The organism is Janthinobacterium sp. GW823-FHT03B06 (assembly GCF_058796955.1).
Window position 1 is genome coordinate 59559 of record NZ_JBXAJE010000004.1, and the last position, 17980, is coordinate 77538.

Below are 17980 nucleotides of genomic sequence, written 5' to 3' on the forward strand. Positions count from 1 at the left end.
AGCGGCCCGCAGGCGCGCTGTGTTCCGACTGGAAAAACTAGGCGCGCGTGACAGGCTGGCGGCGGCGCAAGGCAAAACCGATCAGCGCCAGGCCGCCCGTCAGCATCATCCACTCCGACGCTTCCGGCACGGCCGAGATCGACGCGATGCTCGCATACGTGCTGCCGGCGATGCTCGCCGGAATGCCCCCATTGAGCGGCGTCAATTCGAATTGCACGAGGTTGCCGTTCACATTGCCCAGGTAGGACGTGCCGGTGTAGTCGAGCAAGCCCACGCCAAACGTCGTGCCCGCGTTGCCGGCCGTGTTCAGGAAGTCGCCGCCGAAAACGACGTTGAAACCGAACTTGCCGCCCAGGGTCACATTGTGAAACCAGTCGTTGTAGGCGCCGCCATTGCCGAAGGTCAAGGTGCCGGGCAAGCTGCCGCTGACGTTGCCTTCCTGCGATGCCAGCGCGCCGAACGCGCCGGAGAAGTTGCTGAGGGTGGCCGTCGCGCCCGGCGCCGGGCTGTTGCCGGCGATAAAGGCGAAGTCGAGGAAACCGGCGCCCGAGAACTGGCTCGTGTCGATTTCCACGCGGTAGGCTAGCGGGTCCGCCAGCGCCAGGCTGCTGCTGCCAGCGAGCAAGGCGGCCAGCACGGCACGGCGCAGGGTAAGGTTGAATTTCGTTGTCAACATGGTCAAGTCCTTAGAAGTTGCCGGCAAAGATGCTGGCCGAGTAATTGATCGTCACTTTTGACGGATTGGTGAAGCTGACGGCGAACGAGGCCGTCGCACCGGGCGCCAGGCTGGCCGCGTTGACGGTGACATAGGCCGCGCCCGCATGGCTGCCCGTGGCATTGGCCAGGGTCACGCCGGCCGGCAAGCCGCCGAACACCACCTGGAACGGGCCGCTGATGGCCGCCGCGCCCGTGTTGGTGAACGAGAACGTGCCCGTGTACTTTTGCGTCGCGCGGTTGAACGTCAGTCCCGAGCTGGCTTGCGCCACGCCGGCCGTGATGTCGCGGTAGGCGGGCTGCAAGTCCAGGCTGATGACGACGGGGTCGTGGTCCGAGGCGCGGTAGGGCAAGGCGTTGTACAGGTCTTGCGGCTTGGCCGAGTCGATGTTGTAGTCGATCACTTCCGGCTCATCCGCATTCACATGCCACTCGGCCACGCCCGCCACTTGCGGACTCAGCGAAGCGCTGGCCAGGGCATGGTCGAGGTAGCCGCTCTGGCCGCCGAATACGTACGAGTACGGCATGCCGGACGGCCGCACGAAACGCTCGAGTTCATTGACGAATCCGGCGCCCGTGATGACCTGGATCGGGTCTTCCGCGCCATACGAATTCAAGTCGCCGATGACCAGCACGTCCGCGTCGCCGGCGGCGGCTGCCACCTGCGGCACGAAGCTGCCCACCAGCCGCTGCGCTTGCTGCACGCGGGTGGCGTTCCAGCAGCTCTGGCTATCGTTCTGGTCCGCGTCCAGCCCGCCCGACGGGCAGCTGCCCTTCGATTTCAGGTGGTTGACGATCAGCGAGAATTTCTCGCCGTTGGCGGCCTTGAACGTTTGCGCCATCGGCGGACGGTTGTTGATGGCGTTGGCGTCCGACAGGGCGCCGCCCACCAGACCCAGCTTGCCTGGCTTGTAGATCATGGCCACGCGGATGGCGTCCGTGCCCGTGGCGGCCGGCTTCGGCACCACGGCGTAGGTGACGCCGCCGATGGCTGCGTTCAGCTGCTCGACCAGGTAAGTGACGGCCGTTTCGCCATTATTCTGGATTTCCATCAAGCCCACCACGTCCGCATCGATGGCTTTCAGTTCGGCCACGATCTTGTCGCGCTGGCGCACGAACTCGGCCAGGTTGTCGGCGCCGCGGCAGTTCGATTTGGTGGTCGACGAACCCACGGTGCAGCCCTGCCCCGTCTGGCCAAACACGTTATTGCCATTGGTAAAGGTCGTAAAGAAATTCAGTACATTGGCGCTGGCCACCTTGACGTTACCAGACGGCAGTTCCGGGCTGCCCGTGCGCGGGTTGTCGCGCGAGAATTGCGGCGTCTGCGTCGGCTGCAATTTGTAGGCGGCGCCGCCACCGCCGATGGCACCGAAATCCACCACGCCCGTCAGGTCGGCCACCGTGTCGCCGCTGCGCACGGTGTTGTTCTGGCCGATATACGGTATCGTCGGCGGCGTGACGAAAATGCCATCATCGAGCACCATCAGGTTGTTCGCATTGGCGGCGATCAAGGCTTGCGCTTCGGCGGAGCCTGCCGGATAGCGGTTGGTCGGCACTTCGCGCCGGCCCGCCGACAGGGTCAGTTCGCCGCGCGCACCCAGGTAGGCGTTTTGCGAGACGGTCAGCGGTTGCGTGAAACGCACCAGCATGCCTTCCACGGCCGCCAGGTTGTCGTTCGGCAAGGTCACGTTGCTCGGCACGATGCTGTGGCCCGCGCTTTGCGTGAGGATGGCCGTCACGTCCTTCAATTCCGTGTAGGAATTTTTCGCGCCCGACGGCGTGTATTCGAACACCGTGCCCGTCACGCGCACCAGTTCGCCCGGCTGCACGGTGGTAACGGCCGCGCCCGTGTACACGAAGATGCCGTCCGACGTAGACGGGTCGCCATCGCCGGCCGCGTCCTGCATGAAGAAGCCCGTGCCCACCTTCAGGGTGACGACGCCCTCGGTCGTCTGCACGGAATTGGCGTAGGGGCTGCTTGCACCGCTGCCCTGGATTTGCGGAATCGTGTGGCTGATGGCGGCCAGGCCTTGCACGGCCACGTCGACCTTGCATGACGCCGTTTGCTGCTGGTCGTTGCCGAACTGGACGATGACAGGATAATTGCCCACCGGCACGCCAGCGGCCACCAGCAGGCTCACGCTGGCGCTCTCGCCCGCCACGCCGGCCGCGCTGAAATTGGCCAGGCTGATGCCGGCCACGGCCGGCGAGCTCAAGGTAGCAGCATTCACCACGCCATCGACGTCGGACGCGCGCAGTACGGCGCTGCCGCCACTGCCCAGCGCCAGCGCCAGGCTGGCCGGGCAGCTGGTGATGATCTGGTGCACGACGGGGCCGCCGCAGACATTCAGCGGCGAGGCGGTGTTGCGCGGCGTCACGCTGCCGGCGGCGAAGTCCACGCTGTTATCGTCCGTGTCGCCGCAGCCGCCATTCGCCCGCGCGATCGACAGGGTATTCGATGGCGCGGGAGCGACGGCGCCCTCAAAACCGTTGGCCGTGCCGAAACCGACGAGGTCGACGACGGCGGCACCCGTGGGGCTGGTGCCCGTCTGGGCCGTCTTGTTATTACTCAGCAACACCTTGCCCGCCGTACCGGACATGGCCAGGCTGCCCGAGGCATCCGGCGCGGGCAAGTCCTGCGTGCCGCCCGTCCCCTTGGCTTGCTGGACCAGCAAATACTGGCCCGGTTGCAAATCGATAGCCGGCAACGCCGTCACGGCCCAGCTCGAACCGGCGGCGGACGCGTATTGCACGCTCCAGTTGCTCAGGTTCACGGGGCTGGCGCCACGGTTGAACAGTTCGATAAAATCGTTGCGATACAGCGCGCCGTTGTTGCCGCCACCGCCATACACCTGGCTGATGACAATATCGGAAGCCGCCAGGGCCGGCACGGACAGGCTGGCCAGCAGGGTAGCCATGACGGTCAGGCGCAGCGGCGTGCGCAAGGGGGAAAACGAGGTGTGCATGAGGATCCCGGTCGGTAAATAGATGGCGCCGGTCCCGCAGGATGGGCCGGCGCGCCACAATTAACAAAAGTATTTCAGACTTGTTATTTGCATATTAAAGGCCGGGGATGACGACTTGATGACATTTGATTAAGCCGAATGGAGTAAAGCCTCGTCCGTCAGCTATTTCCGATGCCTGCTGAAACGTATTTTATGAACAACATATGGCACCGTGTGGCAAGTCAAAAAGACGCCGCCAGGAAAAATGTGATATATTTCAGGCAAATAAATTTTGTTCCTGACAACAACAACCAGCTTCGCAACAATGAGAGCAGGCCCCAGCCTCGCTTGCCTCTTGGGATGCACATCCGGCCATGCACACAAAGGTCGCATTACCGGTAGCAATATTAATCGCATCACGAACGGACAGCGCACGGCGCGACGCTCGCATGCATTCTGAAGAGATAGACCATGTTAAAACCACGCAAGCAATACTCCGTTTTCTGCGCCGCCATGGCGGCAGCCCTGTTCATGACGGCCGGATTGGCGCAGGCACAGACAGTTGCGGCACAGACCAATGCGGACAGCAAGCGCTGCGAAGCGGGCAATGCGGATGGCGGTGGCAAGGGCGCCGAATTCAACCCCGACAGTTCAAGCAGCGCCTGCAGCCTGGCGAATGGTTTCGTCAACTTTGGCGCGCGCAGCAATGACGGTGTTGGCTCGACGCCCGAATTTGGTACCGGCGAGTCAGACCAGGTATTGCGCACGCCTGCATTTTCCGGCAATGACCATCGTCTGGCCAACGCTCTGGGACAGCCTGCCGATGCAGGATACGGCGCCAATGCCAGCCTGCTGGCCAGCACCGGCCAGCACCATTTCGGCAGCCGCGATTTCGTGTATGCGCAGGAAGAACCAGCCATCGAAGGCCGTGGCTATCAAGCTGGCCGCAGCCTGCGTGCCGGCGACGTGTATGAACCGCTGCTGGTCTCGTCTGGCGGCGGCATCGCGCCGCCGGCCGGTGGCGGCGGTGTCGGCGGCGGCGGCGCCAGCGGCGGTTTCGACCGCAGCGGCGGCGGCGCGATCGGCACTGGCGGCAATGGCGTCGTAGTGCCGCCGATTCCTCCCGTACCGGAACCGGAAACCTATGTGATGTTGCTGGCAGGCCTGGGACTGCTGAGCTGGATCGGCCGCCGCCGCAACGGCAAGGCATAAAAAAGATGGCTCATACGAGCCATTTTTTTTGCCTTCAATCACGCCAGCATGCCGTCAGCGGCGGAAGCTGGCGTAGGGCGCCGCCAGAGGATCGCCGATGAACAGCCCCTGCGCCGGCCAGGCGACGCTGCCCCAGTACGCTTCAAGCGCCGTCATGCCGCTCAGGTAGCGGCGCAGCAGCACCGTGGGGTTGGGAAATTTCTGCCAATAATTACAAGGCTCGCTGACGGTGCCGTAACTGGCGGTCGCGCCCGCTTCCAGCCAACGCTGGCTGCTCATCTGCGCCGTGCCCTGCAAATCGCCGCCAAACGACGTCAGGTGGTCGGCCAGAGCGCCCGGCAGAAAACGCAAGGTATCGAGCTTGTCCACCTTCGCCATGCCCGTCTGGTACACCATGATGTCCTGTGCGCCTTCCAGCACATCGGCCTTCATGTTCTTGATCGTCAGCTTGCGTTGGCGCACCACTCCGGCCGGTGGAAAAAATGCCGCGCGGCTGTTGCGCGCGCCTTCGCTCGTGTTCAGGTAATAGGCACTGGCGGCCGGCACGGCAAAACCGCTGGCCGTGCCGCGATCGACGACCGCCTTGGCCTCTTCGACAAAATCGATGGGCAGCAACATCGACAGACGCATGCCCAGCTGGCTGAATGGCTGGGCCGTATCGCTGTTGAAATAGGTACTGGGCTTGCCGGCGCCGCAGCTCTTCGAACACTGCCCGGCGTCATATCCCAAGGTAAAGGCCGAGGTGATGGAATTGCATTCGACCGCATACGGCGCGCTCCATACCATCAGCACCGCTTGGATACCTGGCTTCAGCTGGCCGTCGATGCGCTCCTTCAGTTGAGCGAACTGGTCCATGCTCAGCTTGCGCGGCCGGTTTGGAATATGCACATGCACGATATTGGCGGCAGGAATGGCATGCGCCTGGCGGTAATACGCCCCCACCTCGATACTGTTCGGTTCAGCATCATTGATGACGATGGCCAATTGTGACGGCTGCAAGCCGGGTGCGGCGCCATGGGCGCTACTGGCCAGCAATGCCAGCGACAGACAGAATGAAATACGCAATGGGGTACCGGGAAAAATACACGTGCGATTGATCAAAACGGCCGTTTGCCGGCCGCCCATTGTGCCAACAATTATAGCCTTGAAAATAGCCGCGGAAGCGCTGCAAAAAAAAACGGAGGCCGAGGCCTCCGCTTTTCCGTTCACGCCACGGCCATCACGCCTGCTGCTTGCGGCGGCGCGCCATGAAACCCACAAGGCCCAGGCCTGCCAGCAACATGGCATAGGTTTCCGGTTCCGGCACGGGATTGACGGACACGTTGCCGCTATAGCTGCCGCCGGCCGCCGAGGCCACGTAGCCATTCACTTCCAGGAAGTAGTCGCCGGCGCCCAGCGGCGCTGCGTTCGACGAAAGCACCCAGGCCTGGTCCGCCGCCGTGAAGTTCAACAGGTCCAGCGTTCCTTGCAAGACGACGCCGCCGGCATTCTTCAGACTGAAACCCGTCAAGGTCAGGCCCGAGTTCAGGCTGGGCTTCAGGGAAGTGGCCAGGCCGCTAAAATCATTACTACCGGTCAAGGTGAACAGGAATTTGTCGCTGAAGAAATTGTGCTCGACGCCGGCCAACTGGCCCGGTGCCAGCGTAAACGAGCCGAACAGGTTGCTGCCCGAATAATCGAGCAAGTCCTGCGTCAGGTCGACAGGCGCGTGGCTGATGTCGACGGGGGCGGCTTGCGCGCCCAGGCTGCTGCCGGCCAGCATGATCGCCAGGAACAGGGATTTGAGAATTTTGTTCATACTTTTCACCAAGGAAACAGCGGCCGGCACAGGCTGGCCGCAAGATAAAAATGCGGAAGGAAAGCGGTGCAGCGATGCTCAGGCAGACTTCTGGCGGCGGCGCGCCAGGAAGCCCAGCAGACCCAGGCCACCCAGCAGCATGCCGTAGCTTGCCGGTTCCGGCACAGCCGACACCAGACTGCCGTTGCCGCTGAAGGTGGCGCCCGCGCCCGAAACGAGGTTGCCGCTAACCTTGACGTAATAGGAACCGGCCGCCAGGTTGGCAAAAGACAAGGTCCACTTGTCATCCTTGCCCGTCAATACCTGCGCGCCCTGCAACAGGCTGTGATTGGCGCTGTCGTACAGGCCCAGGCCCGTCAGGTTCAAGCCATTCGCCGCGCTCGTGCTGGTCGACGTGACCACCAGGCTCACATTGCTGAACTGTGCCACGTTGAACGTGAAGTGGTCGTTGAAAAAGTTGTCTTTATTGCCGGATTTAAACTTGTCGCCAAAGGTCAGCGATCCGCCATTCGCCAGCGTCACGGCCGTCGGCACGGAGCTGATGTCGACAACGGCGGCGGCTGCTGCCTGGGAAAACAGGGCGGCACCGGCAAATGCCACGGTGGCCACAGCTGAGCAAATATGTTTCTTCATGCGATTCCACCAAACGTAATTGCAGACAATAAATTGCCTACGGGAATTGAATTAATTTAACCAAGAAGAATAATATCATAAAGCAATTTATTTGATTATTCTTTTTTTAATAAATAGTTTCTTTATAGCATCAAATTCGGATGCCGGCTTGTTACCGTGGCGTGCGCAAACATAGTAAAGATATAATCAGTACCAACGACAACAGGAGGGAAGACGTGGTGAATGTATGACAACCTGGACAGCATTAAAGGCAGACACGTATCGGCTATTCGGTCGCAGCAGCTGGCCCTTGACCTTCAAGGAAATCTTGCGCAGTAGAACCTTCCGTGTCGTCGCCACCGCCCGCCTCTGCCAGGCGGTATCGCAGGCGCGCGGCCTGTGGCCCGTATTTCTTCCATTCTGCAAGCTCGTGCATCGTTATGCGGCCAGCCAGGCGGGGGTGGATTTCCCTTGGAGGGCGCAGATAGGCCCCGGATTTGCCCTCACGCATGGCTGGGGCATGGTGATGAGCCCGGGTGCCGTCATCGGCCGCAATGTCACGCTGTTCCATGGCGTCACGCTGGGCCGTCGCGACCGCATTGCCAGGGATGGCCAGCGCGTCACCGGCTACCCGACCCTGGAAGATGAGGTGTGGGTCGGCCCGCACGCCATCATCACGGGCGGCATCACCATCGGGCGCGGCAGCCGCATCGGAGGCGGCGCCGTCGTCACGGAAGACATCCCGCCGTATTCCATCGTGGTGGGCAACCCTGGCAAGGTCGTCAAGAGCGGCTGCACGCCGGACGTAATGCACCGCGTGCCCTGAGCCTCAGGCGCGCTGGTAGGCATCGGCATAGCGCACGATATCGTCCTCTCCCAGATAACTGCCGGTCTGCACCTCGATCAGGTGCAGCGGCAGCTTGCCGGGGTTTTCCAGGCGATGCGTCATACCGATGGGAATGTAGGTGGATTCGTTTTCCGTCAGTAATTTGACAGTCTCGCCACAGGTGACCCGGGCCGTGCCGCGCACGACTACCCAATGCTCGGCGCGGTGATGGTGCATCTGCAGCGACAGTTGCCCGCCGGGATTGACGACGATGCGCTTGACCTGGAAGCGCTCGCCCATATCGATGCCTTCGTAGCTGCCCCAAGGCCGGTACACGAGGCGGTGCTGGACGTGTTCCGTGCGCGCATGCCGCTCCAGGTGCTCGACCACCTGCCGCACGCGCTGCACCTGGTCGCGGTGCGCCACCAGCACGGCGTCATCGGTCTCGACGATCACCAGGTCATCCACCCCGAGTACGGCCAGCATGCGGCTGCCGGCACGCACCAGGCAATTGTGCACGCCATCGAGATAGGTATCGCCGCGCACGACATTGCCATGCTCGTCGCCGGGCAAGGCTTGCCACAAGGCCGACCAGGAACCGATATCGCTCCAGCCGATGGCGGCCGGCACGACCACGGCCCGCTGCGTGTGTTCCATCACTGCATGGTCGATCGAAACGCTGCGGCAGCGGGCAAAGGCGGCAGGATCGAGGCGAAAAAAGTCGAGGTCGCGGCAGCCGTGCGCGACGGCCAGCTCGCAGTCCCCCAGCATGGCAGGTTCCAGCATCCGCAACTCGCCGAGACAGGCGGCGGCGCGCAACAGGAACATGCCGCTGTTCCACAGGTAACGGCCATCGGAAAGAAATGCGCGGGCTGTGGGCAAGTCCGGTTTTTCCACGAAGCGCTCGACCTGCCGTCCTTGCGCCGAACCAGGCAGGGAGGCGCCGGCAAGGATATAGCCGTAGCCCGTCTCGGCGGCGGTCGGCAAGATGCCGAAGGTGGCCAGCGCGCCCGCGTCGGCCAGCGGCGCGGCTTGCGCGATCGCCTGGTGAAACGCGGCCACGTCGCCGACCAGATGGTCGGCCGGCATGACCAGCATCAGGGCATCGGCATCGTGCGCCAGCAGATATTGCGCGGCGACCGCCACGGCCGGTGCCGTGTTGCGTCCCAGCGGCTCCAGCAGAATGGCCAGCGGCGCGACGCCGACCTGGCGCAGCTGTTCAGCCACCATGAAACGGTGCTCATTGCCGCACACCAGCAGCGGCGGCATGACCGCCAGCCCGACATCGCCCAGGTCCCGCACGCGCAACACGGTTTCCTGCAGCAGCGTCTGGCTTGATACCAGCGGCAACAATTGCTTGGGCAGCGCCTGGCGCGACAGCGGCCATAGACGGCTACCGGAGCCTCCCGACAAGATCACTGGATAGATGTTCATGTCGGGGCTCCTGGTTATTTGACTGCGCGCAGTTGCGTGGACATCTCGGCACGCCGGCGGTTGCGCCGGTCGCGCGCATTGGCCCAGGCATCGGGCTCATACTGCGATGCGTGCCGCATCTCGCCGGCCCGGTCGACGCTGTAATCCTTGAAGACGATCATTTCATCGAGCACCACGCCGGGCAGCACGCGCGTGTACTCGAACAGCACGCTGCGCACCACTTCGGCGCCCGCGCACACGTGACTGCCGTGGCCAATCCACGTCGGTCCGATGATCGTCGCGCCCGCCTCGATGCGGCTGCCCGAACCGATGTAGACGGGGCCTTCGATGCGCGTGCCGCCACTCCAGTCGATGCTGGTATTCAAGCCGACCCACAGGCCGTCGTCGATCTGGATACCGGGCACGTCCAGCTGGGCCACTTCCCCCATCAGCACGCTTTGCAGCACTTCCCAGTAATCCTTGACGCTGCCGATATCGATCCAGTTGTAGTTGCGTTTTTGCGCATAGAAAGGCAATCCCTTCTCGACCAGCAGGGGGAACAGTTCCGAGCCGATATCGAACGGCCGGTCACTGGGAATCAGTTCCAGCACTTCGGGTTCGAAAATATAGATGCCCGTGCTGACGCAATTGGACAACGCATCAGGCTGCGCCGGTTTTTCCTGGAAGGCGCGGATACGGCCGTCGGCATCGCTGACCACCACGCCATAGCTCGACACCTTGTCCCACGGCACTTCGAGCGTGATGACGGACGCCAGCGCGCCCTTGCGGCGGTGTTCGAACAGGGCAGACTTGATGTCGAGGTCGATCAAGGCATCGCCGCATAGCACGATGGTGGTTTCATCGAAAAAGTTACCGAATTCCTGGATCTTCTTCATGCCGCCTGCCGACCCCAGCGGCTCGGGCACGACTTCGCCTGCGTCATTCGTGTAACCTTCGAAGGAATAGCCGATCTGCACGCCGAACTGGTGCCCCTCGCCGAAATACTCCTCGATTTTTTCATGCAGATAGCTGACATTGACCATGATTTCGGTAATGCCGTAACGGGACAGATGCTCGACCAGGTAAGCCATCACCGGCTTGCCCAGGATGGGTATCATCGGTTTCGGTAAATCATAGGTCAGAGGGCGCACGCGAGTGCCCTTGCCTGCAGCCAGTATCATTGCTTTCATCGTCGATCGCTTTCCATCGTTGTTTGGGGTGGATGCGGCGCCCGGCCGGCGTATCGCCAGCCATCGGCCATCTTGCAAGCGCATGGGCGGCGCTATCCATGTCCGCCCTGTGCGCCCGTCCAATCCTCTTTCAGCCTATCCCTTGCCTGCCGCTGCCTATGCCAGTTCCTGGTCCAGTTGCGCCACGATGCGCTGCGCGGCCTGGCCATCCCACAGATACGGACGGCGGCCCTGCTTGCCTTCGCCGCGCAGCACCTTGCGCGCCTCGGCCACGATGCGCAGCGGATCCGTGCCAGCCAGGACATTGCTGCCCTCGTCGACGGTAATGGGACGCTCCGTGTTTTCGCGGATGGTGATGCAAGGCACGCCCAGCGCAGTAGTTTCTTCCTGCAAGCCGCCGCTGTCGGTCAGCACCAGCGCCGCATCCTTCCACAGGTCGAGGAAGGCCATGTAGCTTTGCGGCCCCACCAGCGTGATGTTCGGCCCCAGGTCGATGCCAAACTTGTCGAGGTTGGCGCGCGTACGCGGATGCACGGGAAAGATCAGGGGTAGTTCTGCGGCGATCTCGACCAGCGCGCCAGCCACCTTGCGCATGTCTTCGGCGCTGTCGACATTGCTCGGACGATGCAGGGTCACCACGCCATAGCGGGCTCCAGCGCCGCTGTGCGCCGCCTTGAAGGCCGACGCCTCAAATTGCCGCGGCGATTCGCGGCCCAGCTTTTCAGCCTGGTACAGCACGTTGTCGACCATTACGTGACCCACGTAATGCACGGCGGCATCCGGCTTGCCTTCGCGCCGCAAATGCTCGACGGCGCTCGGCTCGGTAACGAAGAACCAGTCCGAGATACTGTCCGTCACGAGACGGTTGATCTCTTCCGGCATGCCCATGTCGCCGCTGCGCAGGCCGGCCTCCACGTGTGCCACGGGAATGCCGAGCTTTTTCGCCGCGATGGAGCAAGCCAGCGTGGAATTGACGTCGCCCACCACCAGCACGGCGGCAGGCCGTTCGGCCTTGCATAGCTGTTCGAAGGCCAGCATGATCTTGCCCGTCTGTTCCGCGTGCGTGCCGCCGCCTGCCGCCATGAAGACGTCCGGTTCGGGAATGCCCAACTCTTCGAAAAACACGTCGTTCATCTCGCGGTCATAGTGCTGGCCCGTGTGGATGATCTTGAATGCCAGGCGCGCATGGCCTTGCAACGCGCGCACGATAGGCGCGATCTTCATGAAATTGGGCCGTGCGCCGGCCACCAGGTAGACCGTCTTCATGATGCCTCCCCCTGTGCCACTGGCCAGTAGCGGTCCACCAGTTCGCGCGTATTGCGGATATTGCCGCGGCTGGAGGCGCCAAAGACGATGGATTCGATGTTCGGCTGCTGGCACACCCATTCGATCGCTTCTTCGGGAGCGATCGCGCCCGAGGCGAAGACGGACATGGCGATCGCGCGGAACTTGCGGTCGCGCAAGGCGCTCTGGTAGGCATCGAAGCCGCCGGACATGCGGAAGCCCACCTTGTTGATGTTCGAGCAGACGATGGGATTGTCGATGCCCTGCTCTTCGAGCACGTCGAGCAGCATCGGCAGGTTCATCGTGATGAAGCCGGGCTCGGCGTTGTAGCGCTTGCGCACGTGGTTGGCGAAGATCGAGAAGGCGTCCTTGAAGCCCAGGCCCAGCAGCAGGTCGACCACCACGTTCTGCAGGAAGATCACGGGCGTATTCAGGCCGGCAAACATCTTCATTTCCGCATCCACCAGCAGGGTAATGATGCCTTCGATATCCTTGGTCGCCAATGCCTTGCCGCCACGCAGGGCGGCATTCAGGAAGCCTTCATCGGGCGTAAAACGCTTGAGCGCGCCCATGATGCCGTCTTCCGTGACGGCATTCGCATATTTGTGGGCATACGGCATGCAAGGCATGAATTTGAAGTCCTTGTAGCGCACCGGGTCGGCACGCATGTGATCGCACACCTGTGCGATACGGTCATGGGTCGTGCACATGAAGGATTTCACCCCTTCATCGTAAGCATTATCGAGCACACTGATAACGGCCTTGATATCCTGGAAACGCATGGCCTGGGCCCGCGCTTTTTCCTCCGACATATGATTCACACCGAAGAACTGATTATCACCAAATAACAAACGATCGAGTTGATCCATTTCCTGCTCCATTCATATTTCGTATCGAAATCCTGCTGCGCGGCATGTCAGCGGCCAAAAAAGAAACCTTTTTTCTTTTTCGGCTGTTCTGGCAAGGCATCGCCGGACAGCACGCCAGGACCTTTTTCCGCGTCGGCGATCAGCATCGAGATCACGCGGTCGGTCGCCAGCGCCGAGGCGAACGAGTTGACATTGTCGTCCGCGCGCTTGTCGACGATGCAACGGACGAAGTAATCGAGCTGGGCCGAGTATTCCTCGCCGCGCAGGTAAAAGTCGACCGGTTCCGTCAATTCCGTGGTATTGCGCACGGTCCAGCCTTCGCCATAGCCTTCCGGTGCGCCGCTGGCGTCGCGCAGGTAGACCTGGACTTCCTGGCGGTCGGCGGTGATGCGGCCATTCTTGCCCCACACGCTGATCTTCGTCGACATCTTGCGGTAGGATTCGTCGCTCCAGTTGACGGACAGCTGGGCGCTCTTGCCATCGGCGTAATACAGGGTGGAAAACACTTCATCGTCCGTGTCAGCGGAGAAAATCTTGTTGAGTACGGAGCCGCCCACGCCGCGCGGCGCGCCGAAATACCAGTTCAGCAGGTTCAGCGGATGGGCCGCATAGTCATACAGGCAACCGCCGCCTTCCGAACGCTGGGTACGCCAGGTGGAGCCTTTCGGCTTCAGCACTACCGGGCCATAGGCCTCGGCCAGCATATGCGTCACTTCACCGATCACACCCAGGTCCAGCAGGCGCTTGACCTCCTGGAAGGCGCCGACGAAGCGGTAGTGGTAGCCGACCTGGTTGACCAGGCCTTTTTCCGCCGCCAGGCGGGTCGCCTGCTCGCCTTCCTCGGTATCGAGGCAGAAAGGCTTTTCGCAAAACACGTGAATATTCTTGTTCAGCGCGGCCAGCACCATCTTGCCGTGCATGCTGGACGGCGTCGCGATGATCACGGCATCGAGTTCCTGTTCATTGAGCATGAGGTCGAAGTCCGTATAGGTCTTGACGCCCGTATATTTACCCAGGATGTCGAGCATGTAGCCGGTGGCGTCGCAGACGGCCGCCAGCGTGACACCGGGATGTGCATTGATCATCGAGTGATGGGACAAGCCCATCTTGCCCAAGCCTACTACTGCGAGGCGTATCATATTGTCCTGTCCTTTAGCGCTGCCGGGACGCTGACGGCCCGTGCCGCCATCGTCCCGTATGTTGTTAATCAAATTTAGCCGTTGACGAGCTGCCGCTTGACCAGGTCATACGCGGCGCGGCCCTTTTCCAGCAAGCTGCGATTCGGTGGTTGCTGCGTGGCGCTGTCCAGGTAGGCCAGCGCCTGCGCAGCCGTCAGGTCGGGCCGGTGTTCGAAGGCACCTACCTCCAGCAGGTGGCGGTCGACGTCGAGCAAGGCATCCTGGTAAACGGAGATGGTGGGAATGCCCAGCACGGCCATCTCGCGCGTCATGGTGCCGCCGGCGCCGATGAACAGGTCGCAATCGGGCGCGATATCGGCGATGTCGAGGGCAGTGGTGACCACGCGCACGCCAGCAAACTTGGGATCCTGGTAATGCACGCCCTGCTCTTTTCCTCGCGGCAATAACACGATATCGACCCGGTCTTTCATACCCAACAGCAACTCATCAAGGAAGTTGCGGCTGCCCTTGTAATATTGGGCCGTCCATGGTTCCGGACGGATATACACCACGTGCCGCGCGCGCCCTGCCCGCTGCTGCACTCCCTTGGCGCCGAGGCGCTGATCAAGTTCCCACAGGTAAATCCCTTCCTTGACGCCCGGATAATGCAAGACCTTGCGCGGATTGGCCCACTGCTTCTTGAGTTTTTCCATGCCGAGAAACTCCGGCACCATGATGCGGTTGGCAAACAAGAACGCCGGGATATTGCCTGCCGCATGCTCGTTATCGTTCATGTAGATGGAGCGGATGCCCATCAGGCGTGCCGCCACCGGCGAATGGAAAGAGCTCTGCGAGATCGCCACGTCAATTTTCTTGCCGCTCAAAAAGCGGCACAGCTGGTAGACGCGCACGGGGAAACCAAACAGCTTGGCCGACAGCTGGCCGCCGTAATGCTTGCCCACCACCGTGTACTTAAAGCCATGCAAGTCGAGCAGCTCGACCGTATTGGCCAGCGGCCGGCACGTGATCACGACCTCGTGTTCGCGTTCCAGTTCGCGGATCATGGCCGCAAACATATTGATGTGCGGCGAGTTGGTCAGTTCAAACCAGATACGCATGAATTACCCTTGCAACAATGAAAAAAGATGCCGCGCTGCTGCGCGGCGCCGGCCCTTACAGGCGCCAGACCTTGATGCCTGCCTCTTCCAGCGCCTGCTGGTCGAAACACGCCTTGACGTCGATGAAGCAGCCGCTCTTGATCAGCTTGCGTTGCAACTCTTCCACCGGCAGGTCGAGCAATTGCTGATGCGATACGGCCGCCACGATCGCGTCGGCGCGCGGCAGTTCTTCCCAGCTGAACAGGCGCACGCCATACTCGTGCATCGCCTCTTCCTGTTCCGCATATGGATCGTGCACGAATACTTCCACGCCGTAGGTTTTCAGTTCGCGGATGACGTCGCCCACCTTGGAATTGCGCAGGTCGGCGCAGTTTTCCTTGAACGTCAGGCCCAGCACGTTGACGCGGGCGCCCTTGATGTAGCTGCCCGAGGCGATCATGTTCTTGATGGTCTGCTCGGCGATATACTTGCCCATGCCATCGTTGATGCGGCGCCCGGCCAGAATCACCTGCGGGTGATAGCCGAGCATTTCCGCCTTGTGCGTCAGGTAGTACGGGTCGACCCCGATGCAATGGCCACCCACGAGGCCCGGCGAGAACTTCAGGAAATTCCACTTGGTGCCGGCCGCCTTCAGCACTTCCGACGTATCGATGCCGATTTTGTCAAAAATGATCGCCAACTCGTTCATCAGCGCGATATTCAGATCGCGCTGGGTGTTTTCGATCACCTTGCAGGCCTCCGCCGCCTTGATGCTGGAGCAGCGGTGCACACCCGGCTCGACGATGCTTTCATACATGGTGGCAACGCGTTCGAGCGTCTGCGGCGTATCGCCCGAGACCACTTTGATGACATTCGTCAACATATGCTTGCGGTCGCCCGGATTGATACGCTCGGGGGAATAGCCGACAAAAAAGTCCTGCTTCCACTTCAAGCCGGAGACCTCTTCCAGCACGGGGATGCACACCTCTTCGGTCGCGCCCGGATACACGGTCGATTCATAGACGACGATGGCGCCCTTTTTCAGGTACTGGCCCACCGTGCGGCTGGCGCCGATCAAGGGCGAGAAGTCCGGATTATGGGCCTGGTCGACGGGGGTCGGCACGGCCACGATGATAATATCGGCCTCGGCCAGTATTTGCGGCTCGGACGAATACTCGGCCTGCACGGCCGCGGCCATTTGCTGGTCGCTCAGTTCGCGCGAGGGATCCGTGCCGCGCTGGCAAGACTGAACTTTCTCGACGGAAATATCAAAGCCAATGGTACGCCCCAGCTTGCCAAACTCCACGACCAAGGGCAGGCCTACGTAGCCCAGGCCAATCACTGCAATTGTTGTCATAACAAAACCTTCAAAAAATTCAATATTTGCCAGGCAGATACCTGGCCATCCTGACAGCGGCATTACGCTCCAGCAGCAAGCCTATCCATCACCTGGCTACGGCGCCGCCGGTCCTTCCAGCTCCCGGTAAAGGCTGGCCAGCTGAGCCATTACCACTTGCGTACTAAAACGCTCGGCGACGGTGGCACGCGCCTGCTCTCCGATGCGGCGGCGCAGCGTGATATCCGTCAATAAACGGCTAAATGCCGCGGCAAGCGCCTCAACATCGCCCGGCGGCACCAGCAAGCCATTGACCTCGTCATAGACGGCTTCGGGAATTCCACCGACCGGTGTCACGACTATCGCCTTGCCAGTGGCCATCGCTTCCAACATCGACATAGGCAAGCCCTCGTCGTGCGATGGCAGAGTAAATACCGCCGCGCGGGCCAATTGCTCGTCGCGTTCCTGCGTGCCAATCCAGCCGAGAATGCTCACATGCGCGCCGATCTGCAAGCGCTCTACCGTCAGCGCGATCTCCTGGAGGTCGCCGTCACCGCCGATCACCAGCATGACTTCAGGATACTCCTGCTTCAGCAGCGCAATAGCGTCGAGCAATTCAAAGATGCCTTTGCGCTTTTCGGCCCTTCCCAGAAACAGAATGCGTCCCGCCTCTTCCCGCGCCGGCTCCTGCAGCACCGGCATGGAGACCGAATTGGCCACCACCCGCAGGCGGGCCGTCGGCGCCAGTTCACGCAAGAAACCGCTCCAGCTTTCCGACAGGGTCACCACCATGGAACTGCTGGCCAGAGTGCGGCGTATCCACCAGCGGGCCAGCGGGCCCGATTCGACATTCGCAAACTGCCGAAATTCGGCGCCATGCAAATGAAAGATCGTCTTGCGGCCCAACAGCCTCGCCGTGAGCAATATCAATGATTTCCGGTAAAAGCTGGCGCGCGACGCAGAATGCACATGCACGATGGCCGGACGCTGCGTCAGACACAGCCAGGCTACCGTGCACACGGCGCCAATGGCCGTGCCCAGCTTGCGCACGCCCCCCCCTTGCGCATGCGTGGCGATATAGCGCACCGCGTTCTCTTTAAAAAAACCTTGTTGTTGCAGCACAGCGACAACGGTGGCGATGCCGCCCTTTCCGCCAGGATGGGTGCCTACCATCAGTACCTTGCATCCAGCCTTCATCCAGCCCCCAAATTTTTTATCCAGTACATGTCGGACTACGACAACCATTGCATTTTTTTTATTCTCACATATTCCCGTAGCGCGCACGCGATACATTTTGCACCACAGCAAAACTGTTATTGTTGTGCTTATAAAGAGTGACTATTGTACAACAAAAATACTTCTTTAAAATTAACTTTTTCAATCGAATCGCGGAACGCGACATCTTTGCCTGGATACGTCAGAATGCATACAGCAGTCAAAAAAATATTGTATTATGAATAATTGTCATGCCATGCACGGAAGAATCACAGGTTCGGCGTGCAGACTAGCAACACCCGACCCGAGACACGCAATTAGCTGCACATACGGGGACAGCGTTCCCGTGCG

Annotated in this window: 15 protein-coding genes; 2 read left to right on the plus strand and 13 right to left on the minus strand. The window is 61.3% G+C overall.

Annotated features, from left to right (window positions below; translation table 11 throughout):
* Positions 1–37: 37 nt before the first annotated feature.
* Together AC1RBA_RS14920 and AC1RBA_RS14925 are read right to left on the minus strand one after the other, a co-directional pair.
* Complete coding sequence (locus AC1RBA_RS14920; protein ID WP_492418861.1) at positions 38–676, minus strand: NF038129 family PEP-CTERM protein; 639 nt, start codon at positions 674–676, stop codon at positions 38–40.
* 10 nt (positions 677–686) lie between these two features.
* The gene (locus AC1RBA_RS14925; RefSeq protein ID WP_492418863.1) at positions 687–3680 is read right to left on the minus strand and encodes an ExeM/NucH family extracellular endonuclease; all 2994 of its coding nucleotides are present in this window, start codon (positions 3678–3680) and stop codon (positions 687–689) included.
* Between the two features lie 450 nt (positions 3681–4130).
* Here AC1RBA_RS14925 and AC1RBA_RS14930 point away from each other — a divergent pair, with 450 nt between their 5' ends.
* A complete protein-coding gene (locus AC1RBA_RS14930; protein ID WP_492418865.1) occupies positions 4131–4871 on the plus strand; it encodes a PEP-CTERM sorting domain-containing protein in 741 nt (246 codons plus the stop codon).
* Between the two features lie 54 nt (positions 4872–4925).
* Here the strand turns inward: AC1RBA_RS14930 and AC1RBA_RS14935 are convergent, their stop codons facing one another.
* From AC1RBA_RS14935 to AC1RBA_RS14945, 3 genes are all read right to left on the minus strand, one after another.
* Entirely contained in the window at positions 4926–5936 is a 1011-nt protein-coding gene (locus AC1RBA_RS14935) for a TIGR03790 family protein (RefSeq protein ID WP_492418867.1), read from the minus strand.
* 154 nt (positions 5937–6090) lie between these two features.
* Complete coding sequence (locus AC1RBA_RS14940) at positions 6091–6669, minus strand: FxDxF family PEP-CTERM protein (protein ID WP_070224567.1); 579 nt, start codon at positions 6667–6669, stop codon at positions 6091–6093.
* 78 nt (positions 6670–6747) lie between these two features.
* Complete coding sequence (locus AC1RBA_RS14945; RefSeq protein WP_070289617.1) at positions 6748–7302, minus strand: FxDxF family PEP-CTERM protein; 555 nt, start codon at positions 7300–7302, stop codon at positions 6748–6750.
* Between the two features lie 307 nt (positions 7303–7609).
* Here AC1RBA_RS14945 and AC1RBA_RS14950 point away from each other — a divergent pair, with 307 nt between their 5' ends.
* Complete coding sequence (locus AC1RBA_RS14950) at positions 7610–8107, plus strand: LbetaH domain-containing protein (protein WP_240453560.1); 498 nt, start codon at positions 7610–7612, stop codon at positions 8105–8107.
* Positions 8108–8110: 3 nt separating this feature from the next.
* Here the strand turns inward: AC1RBA_RS14950 and AC1RBA_RS14955 are convergent, their stop codons facing one another.
* The 8 genes from AC1RBA_RS14955 to AC1RBA_RS14990 form a co-directional block, all read right to left on the minus strand.
* Positions 8111–9541, minus strand: a complete 1431-nt coding sequence (locus tag AC1RBA_RS14955; RefSeq protein ID WP_070289616.1) for a mannose-1-phosphate guanylyltransferase/mannose-6-phosphate isomerase — start codon at positions 9539–9541, stop codon at positions 8111–8113.
* A 14-nt stretch (positions 9542–9555) separates the two neighbouring features.
* Positions 9556–10710, minus strand: coding sequence for a nucleotidyltransferase family protein (locus AC1RBA_RS14960; RefSeq protein ID WP_070289615.1), 1155 nt, complete (start codon positions 10708–10710; stop codon positions 9556–9558).
* Positions 10711–10866: 156 nt separating this feature from the next.
* A complete protein-coding gene (gene wecB / locus AC1RBA_RS14965) occupies positions 10867–11976 on the minus strand; it encodes a non-hydrolyzing UDP-N-acetylglucosamine 2-epimerase (RefSeq protein ID WP_070289614.1) in 1110 nt (369 codons plus the stop codon).
* Positions 11973–12863 (minus strand): hypothetical protein, encoded by an 891-nt coding sequence (locus tag AC1RBA_RS14970; RefSeq protein WP_070289613.1) that lies wholly within the window; start codon positions 12861–12863, stop codon positions 11973–11975. Before AC1RBA_RS14970 ends, wecB begins: the two co-directional genes overlap by 4 nt.
* A 47-nt stretch (positions 12864–12910) precedes the next feature.
* Positions 12911–14002: a Gfo/Idh/MocA family protein gene (locus AC1RBA_RS14975; protein WP_070289612.1), complete on the minus strand. Its 1092-nt coding sequence runs from the start codon at positions 14000–14002 to the stop codon at positions 12911–12913.
* Between the two features lie 74 nt (positions 14003–14076).
* Positions 14077–15099, minus strand: a complete 1023-nt coding sequence (locus AC1RBA_RS14980; protein WP_070224575.1) for a DUF354 domain-containing protein — start codon at positions 15097–15099, stop codon at positions 14077–14079.
* A 55-nt stretch (positions 15100–15154) separates the two neighbouring features.
* Positions 15155–16435, minus strand: a complete 1281-nt coding sequence (locus tag AC1RBA_RS14985; protein ID WP_070224576.1) for a nucleotide sugar dehydrogenase — start codon at positions 16433–16435, stop codon at positions 15155–15157.
* A gap of 96 nt (positions 16436–16531) precedes the next feature.
* Positions 16532–17659 (minus strand): glycosyltransferase family 4 protein, encoded by a 1128-nt coding sequence (locus tag AC1RBA_RS14990; protein WP_492418871.1) that lies wholly within the window; start codon positions 17657–17659, stop codon positions 16532–16534.
* Positions 17660–17980 lie beyond the last annotated feature (321 nt).

Excerpts from the sequence above, each read along its gene's own strand:
- AC1RBA_RS14920 (WP_492418861.1), bottom strand. The coding sequence starts at position 676 with ATGTTGACAACGAAATTCAACCTTACCCTGCGCCGTGCCGTGCTGGCC.
- AC1RBA_RS14925 (WP_492418863.1), bottom strand. The coding sequence starts at position 3,680 with ATGCACACCTCGTTTTCCCCCTTGCGCACGCCGCTGCGCCTGACCGTC.
- AC1RBA_RS14930 (WP_492418865.1), top strand. The coding sequence starts at position 4,131 with ATGTTAAAACCACGCAAGCAATACTCCGTTTTCTGCGCCGCCATGGCG.
- AC1RBA_RS14940 (WP_070224567.1), bottom strand. The coding sequence starts at position 6,669 with ATGAACAAAATTCTCAAATCCCTGTTCCTGGCGATCATGCTGGCCGGC.
- AC1RBA_RS14945 (WP_070289617.1), bottom strand. The coding sequence starts at position 7,302 with ATGAAGAAACATATTTGCTCAGCTGTGGCCACCGTGGCATTTGCCGGT.
- AC1RBA_RS14955 (WP_070289616.1), bottom strand. The coding sequence starts at position 9,541 with ATGAACATCTATCCAGTGATCTTGTCGGGAGGCTCCGGTAGCCGTCTA.
- AC1RBA_RS14960 (WP_070289615.1), bottom strand. The coding sequence starts at position 10,710 with ATGAAAGCAATGATACTGGCTGCAGGCAAGGGCACTCGCGTGCGCCCT.
- wecB (WP_070289614.1), bottom strand. The coding sequence starts at position 11,976 with ATGAAGACGGTCTACCTGGTGGCCGGCGCACGGCCCAATTTCATGAAG.
- AC1RBA_RS14970 (WP_070289613.1), bottom strand. The coding sequence starts at position 12,863 with ATGGATCAACTCGATCGTTTGTTATTTGGTGATAATCAGTTCTTCGGT.
- AC1RBA_RS14975 (WP_070289612.1), bottom strand. The coding sequence starts at position 14,002 with ATGATACGCCTCGCAGTAGTAGGCTTGGGCAAGATGGGCTTGTCCCAT.
- AC1RBA_RS14980 (WP_070224575.1), bottom strand. The coding sequence starts at position 15,099 with ATGCGTATCTGGTTTGAACTGACCAACTCGCCGCACATCAATATGTTT.
- AC1RBA_RS14985 (WP_070224576.1), bottom strand. The coding sequence starts at position 16,435 with ATGACAACAATTGCAGTGATTGGCCTGGGCTACGTAGGCCTGCCCTTG.
- AC1RBA_RS14990 (WP_492418871.1), bottom strand. The coding sequence starts at position 17,659 with ATGGTTGTCGTAGTCCGACATGTACTGGATAAAAAATTTGGGGGCTGG.